Consider the following 15,551-nt stretch of genomic DNA (forward strand, 5'->3'; position numbering starts at 1 on the left):
AGGGACCCGATGGTGAGTTCCGCACGGCGAAAGGAGCCGAGATGTCTGACACCAGCAAGAACGTCACGCCCCAGAGGATCGATGCAGCGCGCGAGGCCGAGCTCCTTGCGAAAGTTCCTACCGGCATTCTCATCAACGGCGAGTGGCGCGACGCCTCAGGCGGCAAGACTTTCGCCGTCGAGGATCCCGCGACGGGTAAGACCCTTCTCGAAATCGCAGATGCGACCAGCGAAGACGCCGTTGCGGCCCTCGACGCCGCTGACGCCGTCCAGACCTCCTGGGCCCGCACGGCGCCCCGCGAGCGTGCCGAGATCCTGCGCCGCGCGTTCGAACTCGTGACCGAACGGGCCGAGGACTTCGCCCTCCTCATGACCCTCGAGATGGGCAAGCCGCTCGCCGAGTCCCGCGGCGAGGTCACCTACGGGGCCGAGTTCCTGCGCTGGTTCTCAGAGGAGGCCGTGCGCGACTATGGCCGCTACGTCACGACCCCCGAGGGCAAGAACAAGATCCTGGTCCAGCGCAAGCCCGTCGGGCCGTGCCTGCTGATCACCCCGTGGAACTTCCCGCTCGCGATGGCGACCCGCAAGATCGCTCCCGCCGTCGCCGCCGGCTGCACGATGGTCGTCAAGCCGGCGAAGTTCACGCCGCTCACGACCCAGCTCTTCGCCGCCGTCATGCAGGAAGCGGGACTGCCGGCCGGCGTCCTCAACGTCGTCTCGTCGTCGTCCGCGTCGGGCATCTCGGGCCCCCTCCTGAAGGACTCCCGCCTGCGCAAGATCTCGTTCACTGGCTCGACGCCGGTTGGCCGGCGCCTGATTGCCGATGCCGCCCAGAACGTTCTGCGCACGTCGATGGAGCTCGGCGGGAACGCCCCGTTCATCGTGTTCGAGGACGCCGACCTGGACAAGGCCGTCGAGGGAGCAATGGCCGCGAAGATGCGCAACATGGGCGAGGCGTGCACCGCGGCGAACCGCTTCCTCGTGCAGGAGTCGGTCGCGGAGGAGTTCACGCGCAAGTTCTCGGAGGCGATGGCCGCGCTCAAGCCGGGCCGCGGCACTGAGGCTGACTCGAAGGTCGGGCCGCTCATCGACGGAGGTGCCCGCAAGGACGTCCACGCCCTCGTCACGGAGGCCGTCCAGTCTGGCGCCCGCGTGGCGACGGGTGGCGCCCCGATCGAAGGCGACGGCTACTTCTACGCGCCGACCGTACTCGCGGACGTCCCGAACAACGCCGAGATCCTCAGGAACGAGATCTTCGGCCCGGTCGCGCCCGTGACGACGTTCAAGACCGAGGAGGACGCCATCCGCCTCGCGAACGCGACCGAATACGGCCTGGCCTCGTACCTCTACACCCGTGACTACGCACGCATGTTCCGAGTGGCGGAGCAGATCGAGTACGGCATGGTCGGCTTCAACGCGGGCGTCATCTCGAACGCGGCTGCGCCTTTCGGCGGGGTCAAGCAGTCCGGCCTGGGCCGGGAGGGCGGCGCCGAGGGCATCGCGGAGTACACGACGACGCAGTACATCGGCATCGCGGACCCGTACGCGGGCTAGCAAACGTCTCCGGCCTACGCAACCGTCCCCTAAAGGCATAATCGGTGTTCGCAACCGCCGGTTATGCCTTTGGGGGACGGTTGTGTCGTTAAGCGGCGGCTGTCGGTGTCCCTGGGGCCGACCGGTCCCTAGGGACGACCGGCATGTCGGCCCTCACCTAGACCGTCACATCGACCGACGTTTGAGCAGCTTGCCGAGCCCACTCCGAAGGGCGTGGATCGCGCTCTTGGCCGATCGGCGCAGCAGCCGCCTCCCGTGGCTTGTCCTGGCGAAGGCCGACGGCGGGAGGGCGGCTATGCGGGCGCGCGCGAGCGGAGAGCGGCTCGCGCGCCCGGCCCGGGCGACTTCCGCGAGCGCCTCGCGTGCCGCGGCGTCGTCGGGCTTGTAGCCTGGCCGGCCGTACTCGTGGCGCTCGTACTCCTGGGTGAGGGTTGCGAGCGCGCCCCTGAGGGATTCGCCCCTGAGGGATCCGCTCTGGGGCGAGCCGCCGTCGTCGGCCTCCCATCGCTCAAGCCTCCGTGCGTAGGTCCGCGGTGTGTCCGCAGGATCGGCGGGGAGGCCGTGATCCAGGCCGAGCGCCTCGAGTTCTTCCCAAACGCCCTCCATGCCGCGGGCGAGGCGGCGCCGTCGCTGGCCAGCGCGGACGGCCGCTGGGAGGATGATGAGCGCCGCGAGGACCGCTGCCCCGAGCGCAAGGCCGGTGATCTCGGTTCCGGTTGCCGCGGCAGGCGCCGGGCTTGCGGCGTGGGAGGGGGTGGCGGTCGGCGTTGGGGTTGCTGCCTTGGGAGCGGTCGCGGGTCGGAGGGCGTCGTTGGGGTTGTCGAGGTTCGTGCTGGCGCCGGCGGGGGTGTCGGTCTGCGCGTAGGAGGGCACAGAGCCGCGCGATGGCGTGGGCTCGAACGGCACCCAGCCGAGGCCTTGGAAGTAGAGCTGGGGCCACGCGTGCGCGTCGCGTGCGTCCACTTGGTACTCGGGCAACGACCCGAGGCCGGCCACGGCCACGGTTGCCCCTGTCGGGTGCCCGGGCGCGAAGCCGACGGCGATGCGGCTCGGAATTCCGACGAGGCGCGCCATCACCGCCATCGCCGCAGCGAAGTGGATGCAGTAGCCAGACTTCTTCTCGAGGAACTTCTCGAGGACGTCCATGCCCGTGCCGTCGTACCCCTGCTGCACGGGCGCCTGCTCCGAATAGGTGAACGTTCGCAGATAGGCCTGGATCGCGAGGGCCTTCGCGTACGGGCTCGTTGCCCCCTTGGTGATCGTGGCCGCCGTCGTTCGGACGAGGGCCGGGACATTGCTGGGCACCGCGGACGTCTCGAGCCCGATCCCGCGCGGCGCCGTGCTGACGGCCTCGAGCTCTGCGGGGGTGAGGTTGGGGGCCACGGAGCGCACGATGTAGTTCTGCCCGAGGCTTGCCCCCGGATCCCCTTTGATGCTGAGGTTGAGCGGGTCCCAGCCCATACGCCCCTGCACCCCGGAGACCGAGACTGGCGCGTAGGGCACGGGGAGATAGGGACTCGTGAAATTCCCGGTCGAGATCACGGTGGTCGTCGTGTTGAGCTGCGCCGTCTGGGCCGTCTCGGGGCTGATGACGCTCAGGTCGTACTGCCGTTCGTCGTCGCGGTTGTCGGGCCCCCACGTGCTGCCCTCGAACGAGTCGACTGTCGTGGTCTGGAGGTAGACGGGCTGAGTCGAGTCGGTCGCGTAGCGGATGATCCCGACGCCCTGGGCGCTTCGGAGGTCGTTTCCAAGGCTGATGAACGGGTTGAGTCCGACGTTCTGCCCGAAGTACTTGAGCCTCGAGCCCTCGGGGAATGAGCCGCTGTCGAAGCCGGGGATGAGGGCAGGCAGGACGAGGGCTCCGACGACGACGGCGGCGACGAGGGTGATGACGCGCGACGGCGAGACCGCGGCACCCGTGGGCCCCGCGCGCCCAGCGCGCCCCGAGCCTGCGTCGGTCGAAACCACCTCCGCTCGCGCGAGTGCGAGCGCTGCGAGGTAGGCGGCGCCTCCGACCGCGAAGCCCCAGCCTCCCGGCCCGTCCGTCTTGAGGAGCGCCGGCACGGTGAGCACTGAGAGCGGCGCGACCCCGGCGACGGCCGGCATACGGCACGAGACTCCGATCGCCTCGCCGATGAGGGCGGTGAGGCCGAGGGCTCCTGCGAGGAGGGCGACGATGCCTACATTGGGTGACGCCGGCACCGCTTCGAATGAAATGGTGTTCCACGCCTCGTCGAGGGCCTCGCGGGCGCCCTCAAGGGTCTGCGCTGTCGGGATGAACCCGAGCAAGGTCGTGTCGCGCAGGAACATGAAGCACATCGCGAACGCCCACACGGCCAGGCCCACAAGCGAGGGCACGATGTGCGGGGCGCGCAGGAGCCGTGCGGCCGCGACTGCGACTCCTGTCGCGAAGACGACCACGACGATCGGGTAGAGCCAAGCCCAACCGCGGAGTACGCCGTCGTACGAAATGGCGGCACCCGCCACGGAAGCGGCAAGCAGAAGGCCGACGGCGGCAGGTCGCCACGCGAGGAAGCGCCAGTCGGGGAGGGGCCCCCGGGGGCGACGTTGCCGGGGAGGGCCTTCCGGGAGGCCGGGGGCGGGCCGAGTTGGGGCACTCGTCACCATGGAAGGACCTCCGCTGTGAGGGCGAGCCACGCGGCGTCGATTCGCGTTGATGGGGTGGCCTCGACAGCGAACCAGCCCGCTGCGCGGAGGGCCTCGACCGCACCCCGGCAAGCGCCGGGGCGGTCGGCGACGACGAGCGCGAGGGCCCGCTCGGATGCGGAGCCGGCGGGCGCGAGGACGCGCGCGTCGTCGGCCGTCGTTCGCCCAAGGACGGCGACTATGGGCCCACGCTGCCCGTGCGCTTCGAGGCGGTCGAGGAGCAGATCGCCGAAGCCTTCCCCCGTGCGCGGGGCCGCGGTGCCGTTCTCGCGGCCTCGGGGAAGGATCGCCGCGAGGCCCTCGGCAACGGAAGCGAGGCCAGTTCGGCCCGAATAGTCGGGCGCGTCAGGTTCGGACGACGACGGCGAGTGCGAGAGCGCGAGGCTTCCGTCCGTGTCGAGGAGGCGCAGCGAGTAGTCGAGGTCGGCGAGATGAGCGGCTATGGACAAGGCCGCTGTAACGGCCCACTCGAATTCTGGTGGCCCCGGTGCCCACTCGCCCGGAGGAACGGCTCGTCCCGAGGCGACTGGGAACGCGTCGCGCCGAAGGTCGAGGATGAGTGTCGCCTCAGGAGAGGTGGCTGACTCCTCCTGGCGGACCATGAGTTCGCCGTGCCGCGCAGTGGCCGCCCAGTGGACGCGGCGCATGGGGTCGCCGTGGCGATACTCGCGGGTCATGACGTCGTCCTCCGAGGGGTTCGCCTGCATGCGGGTGGCAATGACTCCCTCGATTCCTCGGAGCCCCGAAAGCACGGAGGCTGCGAGCGGGACGGGCGCGGGCGTGACCGTGAGGATGGTCCCGCCGTCGATCCGCGTGCGCTGCTCAGTCACGCCGAAGACGTCGGTCGAGTGGGCCTCGACGGGGCCAAGAAGGTAGAGGCCTCGGTGCGGGCACGAGAGCTGGTACCGGTAGCGGCTCACGCCGTCGGAACCGACCGTGTGGCCCGGGTAGGCGAAGTCCGGGCCGGTGCCGAGGGCAGAGGGGAGCTGTTCCGCCATCGACATGCGGCCCACTAGGACGCCGGCGTGACGGATGGCAAGATGCACCTCTGCCCGCTGCCCCGATTCGACGACGGGCGGCTCGGTGGAGCGCTCGATCGTCAGGCCGGGCCGGAACAGCCGAGTTGAGATCCACGCGGTCGCGGGGATGAGCAGCAGGAATGCCGAGAGGTGGAGGAGATCGCGCCGTCCCATGGCTTGAGCGGCGACGAGCACGACCGCTCCGGCAACGACGAACCCCCAGCCCACACTTGTGAGGCGGCCCTGCCACGGTACTCGCGGGGCGGCCATGGCGAGTCAGGCCTGCCGGCGAAGGCGAGCGGAACCGTCCGATGGGAGCGGCACCGTCGCAATGAGGGCATCCAGAACCCCCGCCACGGTGTGGCCCGCGGCCGCAGCCCGACGGTCCAGGATGAGGCGGTGGACGAGCACGGCCGGAGCCATGGCCGCGACGTCGTCGGGGAGGACGAAGTCACGGCCGTCAAGCGCGGCGCGTGCCTTGGCAGCACGCAGAAGCTGAAGGACGGCCCGGGGGCTCGCGCCGAGACGCACCCTTTCGCTCGTCCGTGTGGCACGGCCGAGCGCTACTGTGAACTGCTTGACGGGGTCGGAGACGTAGACGGCCTTGACTGCCTCGATCATGGACGCGACGTCGGAGGCCTCGGCCACGGGTTCGATTGAGAACAGCGGGGAGTTGGATTGGTGGCTCTCGAGCATCTCGATCTCGGCGGCCTCGTCGGGGTAGCCCATGGAGATCCGTGCCATGAACCGGTCGCGCTGGGCCTCGGGAAGGGGGTACGTCCCTTCCATCTCGATGGGGTTCTGGGTCGCGATGACCATGAACGGCCCGCTCAGCCCGTATGACGTGCCATCGACCGTGACCTGATGCTCCTCCATGCATTCGAGGAGGGCGGACTGGGTCTTTGCAGATGCCCGGTTGATCTCGTCACCGATCACTATGTTCGCGAACACCGCGCCCGGGCGGAACTCGAACTGGCGGGTCGCCTGGTTGTAGATCGACACTCCTGTCACATCGCTCGGCAGGAGGTCTGGCGTGAACTGGATGCGGCTCACGGAACAGTCGATTGTCCGCGCGAGCGTCTTGGCGAGCATCGTCTTGCCGACGCCGGGGACGTCCTCGACGAGTAGATGGCCCTGGGCGAGCAGCACCGTGAGGGCGGTCCGCGAGGCTTCTGCTTTCCCGTCTATCACCCTGTCGACTTCCGTGAGGATGTTCTCGCAGAGTTCGCGGAAGCGTAGGGGCGGCATGGGTGCCGGAGGGGCCGCTCTCAGCGGCGTAAGGGCCGTTGCCGCCGCGTGGTGCACGTCCATGCATTCCCCCTGAGCCGGTGGGAGTGTGACCACTGACGAGACGTCTGTCACACCTGTGTCCTGTCCACGTTACCCGCAACCTGACCCTTCTGGACTGCCCTATTCTGTGACCCCGCTGTGACCTAATGCGGGTCCCGAGCCGCGGCCGGTCGTCTTGCGCGTGAAGCAGGGGCGGGATCTCGGGGGTTGGGGGCTCCGCCTTTTGCCCAAGCGGTGCGAAGGGCTTACGGACAGCCCGCTTATTTTGTCGGAGGTGGGTGAGAGGGTTCATTCATGGCTGAAGGCGCGGGTGACAGCATGGGGGAAGACGCTATGGGCGATGGGGGAAAGGCCCCACCTAGCGAGGCCTCTGAGGCGAACGGAGGAGAGAAGGCAGCCGACGGCGGCGGGCAGAATCGCCTGCCCGTGCCCGCCGACGGTGCTGAGTTGCCTGAGAGTCCTGGCGCGTCCGACGGCGTTGGCTTGCCTGAGAATCCTGGCGCGTCCGACGGAGGGCTAGTCACGACTCCGGCCGGTCTCGAGCACGAGGCACGTGAACTCTTCGTGGGCTCCTTGATCACGACCGTTCGAGGCTTGGAGTTCGTGGAGGCGCAGATGCATGCGCTGCGCTTGAAGGCGGTCGCCGCGCTTCATGCCGAGATGCGCCGCGTGGCCGCCGGTGCGCTCGAAGCAGGCGAAGCAGCGTCCATCACCGCTGCCGAGATCGCTGCCGCCCTGAATGTCTCGCAGCGCGCAGGGCGGGTCCTGGTTGAGGAGGCGTTGGTGCTGACGAATCCGGGGCTCACCCCCGTCCTCGACGCGATGGAGGAGGGAAGAATCGACCGTCGTCGGGCGCGCTCAGTGATGGAGTACGCCTGCGTGCTCCCGCCCGGCAAAGACGCCGAGTTCTGCTCGGCCGCGGTCGACATTGCGTGCCCTGAGGACGCGGATCGTGCTCCCAGTCCAGCTGCCCTCTCGCGCCGTCTGCGGCGGCTCGCCGAGGACTACCATGACGAGCCGTTGGCGGCACGCAAGGAGAGGGCGACAGCATTCCGAAAAGTTGAGATCGAGCCCTCGAAGGATGGGATGTGCTGGATCACCGCGCACCTCCCAGTCGAGGTTGGCGCAGCGATCGATACACACCTCGAGGCCCTCGCGAGGTCTTTGCAGGGGCCGGGAGAGTCGCGCGGGATCAGCCAGCTTCGCGCGGACGTCTTTCGGGACCTGCTTATCGACCCGGGCCAGTTCCTCGCCGACGTCGCCTGTTCAGCGGACGGGCGTCTGAGAGATGCGGGCGGAGTAGGAAGCGGCGCGAAAGGCGAAGCGCGAGGCGGAGTGGAAGGCCGAGCGATAGGCGGCGCGCGAGGCGGAGTGGAAGGCCGAGCGATAGGCGGCGCGCGAGGCGGAGTGATAGGCGGCGCGAAGGGTGGACTGAAAGGCGGAGTGAGGACCGAGGTGATCGTGACTGTGCCAGCGCGGAGCCTTTCTGGAGAGTCGGAAACGCCAGGCGAGATCCTCGGTTACGGGCCCATCGACGCACCCGCAGCACGGCTGCTTGCGGCTGAGGCCGCGACCTGGATGACCATGTACGTCGATCCGGAGTCAGGGGCTCCTTTGGCGCTAGGCAGGAAGAGGTACACGCCGTCGCTGGCGATACGACGATTCCTGGGAGCCCGGGACAGGACGTGCCGGTTTCCGGGGTGCGACAAGCCAGCCCCTGCTACCGAGGCGGACCACACCGAGGAATGGCACAACGGGGGCGAAACAGATGTGGCAAACCTCGCACTCCTGTGTCGCGAGCACCACTGGCTCAAGAGTTCGGGCTTCTGGAAGCTGCGACAGGTTCCCGGACTGAAGCAGGTCGATTCGGCTTCCGCGCCCCCCGGCGGCTCATCCCAATCACCGACGCCCGGGGAGTTGCCCACGCCCACGGAGTTGCCCACCCTCACTGAGGGGCCGCCGGGCGGAGTCCTCGAGTGGACTTCGCCGACGGGGCGTCGCTACGTCACGCACCCTGAGCGTGACCTTCCGCCGCCCTTCTAGTTGCCAATCCTCCTCGTGGCCAATCCACGCCTAGAGTTGAATCCATGTGTGCATCCCTACCGCCTGCTCCTTACCGCTTGATCGAGTCTGAAGAAGCGCGAGAAGGCGATCGGTCGGGCAACGATGTGCTTGGCAACAGCCAGCCGGGCAACAGCCAGCCCGGCAACGATGTGCCTGGCAACAGCCGGCCCGGCGTTGGCAACGAGGTGCGCTCGTCGCGTGACGAGACGGGTCGGAAGCGCCGGCTGGAGTACCCGCCTGCGCCCGAGCCGCTTCCGGTCCCGGTGATCGACAACCACACTCATCTGAACTTCCGGGACGGACTGGTTGAGGTTGGAGTGCGGGAGGCGCTCGACGCCGCGGAGGCGGTAGGCGTGCATCGTGCTGTCCAAGTGGGGTGTGACCTTCCGTCGTCACGATTCACTGTCGAGGCGCTCGACGCCGACTCTCGCCTCCTCGGCGCCGTCGCGCTCCACCCGAATGATGCACCGCGTTACGCGGAGCGCGGGGAGTTCGAGACAGCACTCGCAGAAATCGAGGAACTCGCAGCACATCCCCGGGTGCGTGCCATTGGGGAAACGGGCCTCGATTACTTCCGCTCTCACGGGGATGCCCTCAAGGTCCAACAGGAGTCGTTCCGGCGGCACATCGACATTGCGAAGCGGCTCGGCCTCACCCTCCAGATCCATGACCGGGACGCACACGACGACGTCGTCCGCATCCTCCGTGAGGAAGGGGCGCCGGACAGGGTCGTCTTCCACTGCTTCTCCGGAGACGAGGACCTGGCACGTAAGTGCAACGAGCAGGGCTGGTTCCTCTCTTTCGCAGGGACGCTCACGTTCAAGAACGCAGACAATCTGCGTCGGGCCATCGCTATCGCAGAGCCCTCGCGCATCCTCGTCGAGACCGACTCGCCGTTCCTCACACCGCATCCCTTCAGGGGGCGCCCCAACGCGAGCTACATGGTCCCGTACACGGTGCGGGGGATGGCCGAGGTGCTTAGCCTCGACCTCGCGGAGCTGTGCACCAGGCTCGGCGAGAACACCGTCGAGGCGTACGGCAGCTGGGACTAAAGTCGGGCCCGGCATCCGCCTTTGCTCCGAACTTTGCTCCGAACCTTTGCTCCGAACCTTGCTCCGAACCTTTGCTCTCAACCTTTGCTCCCCAACATTGCTGGGACTCGAATCTCACCTGCTGTGGCCGAACCGTAATCTTTTCTTGCCCCTTGGTAACGCTTCGGTTACGCTCGGTTCTCAGTAGCCGGGGTCGGGGAAGGCCCGCGGACGAGTAGAGCCCCGTGCAGTTGTGCGAGCAGCTGCGGTCGCGGGGCCCGGTCACTCCTGTGCCCGCGTCCGCTGCACCCGTGCCCGGACCCTGTGAGGTTAGGGCCCACGTGAGTAGATACTCCGCCGAGAGCGCCACGGCGAAACCGTTTCGGATCGCAGGCCAGGTCGCAGTCGTCGGTGCGCTCGTGCTGGGCACGACCGCGTTCGTCGCAAATGCGAAGACCGTCACGCTCAGCGTGGACGGCAAGGCCAGCACCATCCAGACGTTCGCCGGGACAGTGGATCAAGTGGTCCGAGGCGCCGACGTGGAGGTCAACTCGGCTGATGTCGTGCAGCCGGCCCTCTCCGATTCAGTGCGCAGCGGCGCGGTGATCACCATCAATCGCTCCAAGGAGGTCACCGTTCGGCTCGACGGCGCGCAGCGCACGGTCGAGACGACGGTTCCCACCGTCGAGGCGCTCGTCCGCCAGCTCGGCGTCGCTTCGAACAGCGTCGTCTCTTTGGCGGGCTCCACCGAGCTAGCACCTCAGGGGAGTGTCGTGGCCATCTCGACCCCGAAGGACGTCACTGTCCTCGTCGACGGGCAGGCAGTGACCCGGACGACCGCCGCAGCGACAGTCGGAGCCCTCCTCACAGAGCTCGGACTCACGATTGCCCCGAACGACACCGTCTCCCTGCCCAGCAATACCCCGGTCGTCACTGGCCTCGTGCTCAAGGTGACTCGCGTCGATGCTGGCAAGGCGGACACCGTCACCGAATCGATCCCGTTCAGCACCGAGAGAACTGACAGCCCCGACCTCCCCCTGGGCCAGACGAAGGTCGTACAGCAGGGCGTCCCCGGGACGCTGGTTAAGAACTACCAAGTGCTCGCGGTAGACGGCCACGAGGCCAGCCGCACCCTCCTCTCGCAGAACGTCACGGTCCAGCCGGTCTCCCAGAAGATCCTTGTCGGGACGAAGAAGCCCGACCCCCAGCCCTCGCCGTCTTCGTCGTCGTCGGCCGCTTCCACAGCGGCTCCTCCGGTGGCGAACGAGGCGATGTGGGACAAGATCGCGCAGTGCGAGTCGGGCGGCAACTGGGCGGCCAACACGGGCAACGGCTACTACGGCGGCCTCCAGTTCGATGTCTCGTCCTGGATGGCGAACGGCGGCGGCCAGTACGCGCCGAACGCCGCCCTCGCGAGCAAGGCGCAGCAGATCGCGGTGGCCAACACCTATTACGCCAAGTCGGGCCTGTCTCCGTGGGGCTGCGCGTGGGCGGCAAACAGCTGAGGTTAGCCCCGGGGTGACAGCCTGGCAGTGAAGTCCATCAGCGACAGGCCGGCAGTGACACGGATGCTGCCCGATAGGATTCTCGGGTGACTGAACCCGCGCACCTGCTGGGGGCGGCCGACATCCGGGCGCTCGCCGAGGAACTCGGCATCCGCCCGACCAAGACTCTCGGCCAGAACTTCGTGATCGACGGCAATACGATCCGCAGGATCGTCGCTTCAGCAAAGGTCGATCCGACCGAGACGGTCCTCGAGGTAGGCCCGGGGCTCGGGTCGCTCACCCTAGGGCTTCTCGATGCTGCGGCCCACGTCGTCGCGATCGAGATCGATCCCGTCCTCGCGCGCAGGCTTCCCGAAACGGTCGCGCGGTGGCGCCCGGACGCCGTCGGCCGCTTCGACCTGGTGCTGGCCGACGCGCTCAAGGTCAAGGAACTGCCCCCGGGGCCCTCTTCCCATCCCAGCGCCGTTGTTGCGAACCTTCCGTACAACGTGGCTGTTCCGGTGGTCCTCCACCTGCTCGAGCATTTCCCGAGCCTTCGTCACGGGCTGGTCATGGTTCAGGACGAGGTCGCGGACAGGCTTGCTGCCGGCCCCGGGTCCCGCATCTACGGTGTTCCGAGCGTCAAGGCTGCGTGGTACGGCACCATGCGCAAGGCCGGCGTCATCGGCACCAATGTCTTCTGGCCCGCGCCCCGCATCCATTCGGGGCTCGTCGCCTTCGAGCGGCAAGAGCCCCCGCGGACGACGGCGACACGCACCGAAGTCTTCGCCGTCGTCGACGCCGCGTTCGCCCAAAGGCGCAAGACGCTTCGTGCAGCCCTGTCCGGATGGGCTGGTGGCGGCCCCGCCGCTGAACGGGCGCTGATCGCTGCTGGCGTGGACCCGAGCGCCCGCGGCGAAACCCTGGGCGTCACGGAGTTCGCGCGCATCGCGGAGCAACGCCCGGCTCGTTCTGGGGGAGAGGCTGCCTCCGGGGGAGAGGCTGTGGCCGGGGGAGACGCTGCGCCAGGGGGAGAGGCTGCAGCCGGGGGAGACGCTGCAGCCGGGGGAGAGACACTGCGCTAGCGTGGGGTCATGCGTTCAGGGAGCGGTGGCGGCCGCAGATCAGTGCGGGCCAAGGCCCCCGGCAAGATCAACGTCTCGCTCTGCGTAGGGCCGCTTCGGGCTGATGGCTACCACAGCGTGGCAAGCGTCTACCTCGCCGTCTCGCTGTTCGAAGAGGTGCGGGCTACGGCTTCGGAAGAACCCGGCATCACGGTGAGCCTGAGCCCTGAGAGCACGCTCGACATCGACGAGCTCGCGATCCCCCTCGACGAAAGCAACCTCGCAGTACGGGCCGCGGCGCTCATGGCCGAAGTCTCGGAGCACGCAACCGGGGTCCATCTTGAAATCACGAAGCGGGTTCCGGTCGCCGGAGGCATGGGCGGCGGTTCTGCTGACGCCGCCGCGGCGCTCGTAGCGTGCGACGCCCTCTGGGGGAGCGGGCTCTCAAGGGAAGAACTCGCCCACCTCGCGGCCGAACTCGGCGCCGACGTGCCGTTCGCGCTCCTCGGAGGCGCCGCCGTCGGCCTCGGCGTCGGAGACCGACTCTCTCCAGCGCTCGCAACCGCGCGCCTCGACTGGGTGCTCGCGCCCGCCGAATTCGGACTCAGCACCCCCGCGGTCTTCCGCGAACTGGACCGGCTCCGAGCCGAGGAAGGCATCGAAGCGGAGGAACCGGTCGACGTCGAGCCCGGCATTCTCGCGGCCCTCCGCGCGGGTGACGCGCCAGCCCTGAGCCACCTCCTCGTGAACGACCTCCAGCGCGCCGCGGTCTCGCTCGCCCCTGGGCTCCGCGACACCCTCGGCTGGGGAGACTCGCACGGTGCTCTCGCGTCGATCGTGTCCGGTTCGGGGCCCACCGTTGCACTCCTCGCGGAGGATGCGGTGGCAGCCTCTGAGCTGGCCGAAGCGCTCACTCACCGGGGGGCCGAGGCCGTAGCAGTCCACGGGCCTGTCCCTGGCGCCCGGATCGTGAGCGATACCCTGCTGTAGGCTCATTGCTGGCCGGGCTGGCCAATCCCGCCCAGCCCCATTCATCTCCAGAAAGCGATTCGTGGCACACCTGCTCGGCGGCGAGAACCTCAGTATTTCCTTCGGAACCCGCACCGTCCTCGACGGCGTGACGGTGGGTCTCAACGAGGGCGACCGCGTCGGCATCGTGGGCCGCAATGGCGACGGGAAGTCGACCCTCATGCGGCTTCTCTCGCAACGAGCCGAGCCCGATGGAGGCCGCGTAACCAAGCGGCGCGGCGTCGACGTGGGCTACCTCGACCAGGGGGACGTGCTCGACGGCGACCTTGATGTGGGCCGCGCGATCGTGGGCGACCGCTCCGCCCACGAATGGGCGGCCGATCCCCGCATCCGCGAGATCATGGCCGGACTGGTGGGCGACGTGGACTGGCGCGCCGAAGTGCGTTCCCTTTCGGGCGGACAGAAGCGCCGCGTCGCGCTCGCCAAGCTCCTCATCGAACCACACGACGTGATCATGCTCGACGAGCCCACGAACCATCTCGACGTCGAAGGCGTCGCGTGGCTCGCGCGTCACCTCAAGACGCGATGGCGCGCCAATGAAGGGGCGTTCGTCGTCGTGACCCACGACCGCTGGTTCCTCGACGAGGTCTGCACGAGCACGTGGGAAGTCCACGACGGCATCGTCGAGCCTTTCGAAGGCGGCTACGCGGCCTATGTCCTGGCGCGCGCCGAGCGCGACCGGATGGCCGCCGTCGTCGAGGGCAAGCGGCAGAACCTCGTGAAGAAGGAGCTCGCATGGCTCCGCCGAGGCGCCCCCGCCCGAACCTCGAAGCCCAAGTTCCGGATCGACGCCGCGAACGCCCTCATCGCAGACGTCCCCGAGCCCCGGGACGCCGTCGCGCTGTCGAAGATGGCGACAGCTCGGCTCGGCAAGGACGTGGTCGACCTCGAAGGGGTGACGCTCGCGTACGGGGATCCGGGCCCGCCCGCTGCGGCGCCCCTCTTCGACAATGTCACGGTGCGCCTCGCGCCTGGCGAGCGCGTCGGTGTCGTCGGAGTCAACGGCGCCGGGAAATCGACCCTTCTCCGGCTCATCGCGGGGGAGATCGCGCCGACGGCGGGGCGCGTCAAGCGCGGCAAGACGGTCGTGCCCGCGGTGCTGAGCCAAGACGTCCGAGAGCTCGACGACGTTGCCGACCTCCGGGTAATCGAGGTGATCCAGCGGGAGAAGCAGACCTTCACGGTTGGGTCAAAGGAGCTCACGGCGGGCCAGCTCGTCGAGCAGCTCGGATTCACGAACCAGAAGCAGTGGACGCGTGTCTCCGAGCTCTCCGGCGGCGAGCGCCGAAGGCTCCAGCTCCTGCGCCTGCTCGTCGGCGAGCCCAACGTCCTCATGCTCGACGAGCCCACAAACGACCTCGACACGGACACCCTCGCCGCAGTCGAAGACGTCCTGGACGGCTGGCCGGGGACGCTCGTCGTCGTGAGCCACGACCGCTACCTCCTCGAACGCGTCACAGACCATCAGCTCGCTTTGCTGGGCGATGGGAAGGTCCGGGCGCTGCCCGGTGGAGTCGAGCAGTACCTCGAATTGCGCGAGGCGAGTCTTTCCGGTGCCGGTGCACCCGGGACGGAGGACGCCGGGGCCCGGGCTTCGCAGACGGAGGGCGGCGTAGGCGCCGGCTTAGGCTCAGGCTCGGTCTCAGGCGGCGCGGCAGGCGGGGCCACAGGCGGCGCGACAGCCGCGGGTTCAGGAAAGGGCTCGGCCGCAGCGGCGGGTGCGAGCGAGACGGAGAAGCGCCAGGCCCGCAAGGAGCTCAGCCGCGTGGAACGGCAGCTCGGGAAGAATGCCGAGCAGGAGACGAAGCTGCACGCCCAGATGGCCGACGTGGCCGACGACTACGGTCGTCTCGCCGAGCTCAACGCCCAGCTTCAGGCCCTGCTCGCTGAGAAGGAGGAACTCGAGCTCGCGTGGCTCGAGGCCTCGGAGGTGCTCGAGTAGGCAGGCTGGACTTCGGGCAGGCTGGGCTTTGGGAAGCCCGGCGGTCCCGGCTGTTCATCCTCACGTCATCTCCGGGTCCTACTCCGCCGATAGCGTGATCTCGTACGCGAGAACGGGCATGGGTGACTGGGGCATGGGTGACTGGGGCATGGGTGACTGGGGCATCGGGAAACGCACCGACGATTTCACGCGGCTCGTCCGCGGAGACGCTGTGACGGTCGAGGGAAGCAGCGTGTCCATGCAGGGCACGGTCGAAGAGGTCGCCCCTGACCGCTCAGTTCTCTGGGTGCTGGAGCACGGAGGCCACAGCCGGTACATGGTCCACCGAACCGACACCGTGGTGGTCACACGGGTGGAAGCGGGCTGGACCCCCGCGGCGGGCGCCGAGGCCGAGCTCTAGGAGTCACC

General features: G+C 68.5%; 11 protein-coding genes. 8 read left to right on the plus strand and 3 right to left on the minus strand.

Going from position 1 to position 15,551, the window contains the following annotated elements:
* The first annotated feature begins 41 nt into the window (after positions 1-41).
* Complete coding sequence (locus LK10_RS13335) at positions 42-1,553, plus strand: NAD-dependent succinate-semialdehyde dehydrogenase (protein ID WP_052207322.1); 1,512 nt, start codon at positions 42-44, stop codon at positions 1,551-1,553.
* 165 nt (positions 1,554-1,718) lie between these two features.
* Here LK10_RS13335 and LK10_RS13340 read toward each other — a convergent pair whose 3' ends face one another.
* From LK10_RS13340 to LK10_RS13350, 3 genes are read right to left on the minus strand one after another with little or no spacing between them, the layout of a single operon-like run.
* Positions 1,719-4,181, minus strand: coding sequence for a transglutaminase TgpA family protein (locus LK10_RS13340; RefSeq protein ID WP_052207323.1), 2,463 nt, complete (start codon positions 4,179-4,181; stop codon positions 1,719-1,721).
* Positions 4,175-5,509, minus strand: coding sequence for a DUF58 domain-containing protein (locus tag LK10_RS13345; RefSeq protein ID WP_081998526.1), 1,335 nt, complete (start codon positions 5,507-5,509; stop codon positions 4,175-4,177). Before LK10_RS13345 ends, LK10_RS13340 begins: the two co-directional genes overlap by 7 nt.
* 6 nt (positions 5,510-5,515) lie before the next feature.
* Positions 5,516-6,550, minus strand: coding sequence for an AAA family ATPase (locus LK10_RS13350; protein WP_052207325.1), 1,035 nt, complete (start codon positions 6,548-6,550; stop codon positions 5,516-5,518).
* Between the two features lie 273 nt (positions 6,551-6,823).
* On the opposite strand from LK10_RS13350, the gene LK10_RS22860 reads away from it, so the two are divergent.
* The 7 genes from LK10_RS22860 (at position 6,824) to LK10_RS13385 (ending at position 15,543) form a co-directional block, all read left to right on the plus strand.
* A complete protein-coding gene (locus LK10_RS22860) occupies positions 6,824-8,572 on the plus strand; it encodes an HNH endonuclease signature motif containing protein (RefSeq protein WP_081998527.1) in 1,749 nt (582 codons plus the stop codon).
* 44 nt (positions 8,573-8,616) lie between these two features.
* Positions 8,617-9,645: a TatD family hydrolase gene (locus LK10_RS13360; RefSeq protein ID WP_231567762.1), complete on the plus strand. Its 1,029-nt coding sequence runs from the start codon at positions 8,617-8,619 to the stop codon at positions 9,643-9,645.
* Positions 9,646-9,965: 320 nt separating this feature from the next.
* Positions 9,966-11,129, plus strand: coding sequence for a resuscitation-promoting factor (locus LK10_RS13365; protein ID WP_052207326.1), 1,164 nt, complete (start codon positions 9,966-9,968; stop codon positions 11,127-11,129).
* An 86-nt stretch (positions 11,130-11,215) separates the two neighbouring features.
* A complete protein-coding gene (rsmA, locus tag LK10_RS13370; protein WP_081998528.1) occupies positions 11,216-12,193 on the plus strand; it encodes a 16S rRNA (adenine(1518)-N(6)/adenine(1519)-N(6))-dimethyltransferase RsmA in 978 nt (325 codons plus the stop codon).
* 9 nt (positions 12,194-12,202) lie between these two features.
* The gene (locus LK10_RS13375) at positions 12,203-13,162 is read left to right on the plus strand and encodes a 4-(cytidine 5'-diphospho)-2-C-methyl-D-erythritol kinase (RefSeq protein ID WP_043124489.1); all 960 of its coding nucleotides are present in this window, start codon (positions 12,203-12,205) and stop codon (positions 13,160-13,162) included.
* A gap of 61 nt (positions 13,163-13,223) precedes the next feature.
* Entirely contained in the window at positions 13,224-15,143 is a 1,920-nt protein-coding gene (locus LK10_RS13380) for an ABC-F family ATP-binding cassette domain-containing protein (protein WP_043124492.1), read from the plus strand.
* A gap of 118 nt (positions 15,144-15,261) precedes the next feature.
* The gene (locus tag LK10_RS13385; RefSeq protein WP_043124495.1) at positions 15,262-15,543 is read left to right on the plus strand and encodes a hypothetical protein; all 282 of its coding nucleotides are present in this window, start codon (positions 15,262-15,264) and stop codon (positions 15,541-15,543) included.
* Positions 15,544-15,551: the final 8 nt, after the last annotated feature.

Source organism: Sinomonas humi, from assembly GCF_000802235.1.
GTDB classification, from domain to species: Bacteria; Actinomycetota; Actinomycetes; order Actinomycetales; family Micrococcaceae; genus Sinomonas; species Sinomonas humi.

Bases quoted from the DNA above. Each gene is read 5' to 3' on its own strand.
- LK10_RS13335 (WP_052207322.1), top strand. From the start codon at position 42: ATGTCTGACACCAGCAAGAACGTCACGCCCCAGAGGATCGATGCAGCG.
- LK10_RS13340 (WP_052207323.1), bottom strand. From the start codon at position 4,181: ATGGTGACGAGTGCCCCAACTCGGCCCGCCCCCGGCCTCCCGGAAGGC.
- LK10_RS13345 (WP_081998526.1), bottom strand. From the start codon at position 5,509: ATGGCCGCCCCGCGAGTACCGTGGCAGGGCCGCCTCACAAGTGTGGGC.
- LK10_RS13350 (WP_052207325.1), bottom strand. From the start codon at position 6,550: ATGGACGTGCACCACGCGGCGGCAACGGCCCTTACGCCGCTGAGAGCG.
- LK10_RS22860 (WP_081998527.1), top strand. From the start codon at position 6,824: ATGGCTGAAGGCGCGGGTGACAGCATGGGGGAAGACGCTATGGGCGAT.
- LK10_RS13360 (WP_231567762.1), top strand. From the start codon at position 8,617: ATGTGTGCATCCCTACCGCCTGCTCCTTACCGCTTGATCGAGTCTGAA.
- LK10_RS13375 (WP_043124489.1), top strand. From the start codon at position 12,203: ATGCGTTCAGGGAGCGGTGGCGGCCGCAGATCAGTGCGGGCCAAGGCC.
- LK10_RS13385 (WP_043124495.1), top strand. From the start codon at position 15,262: ATGGGTGACTGGGGCATGGGTGACTGGGGCATGGGTGACTGGGGCATC.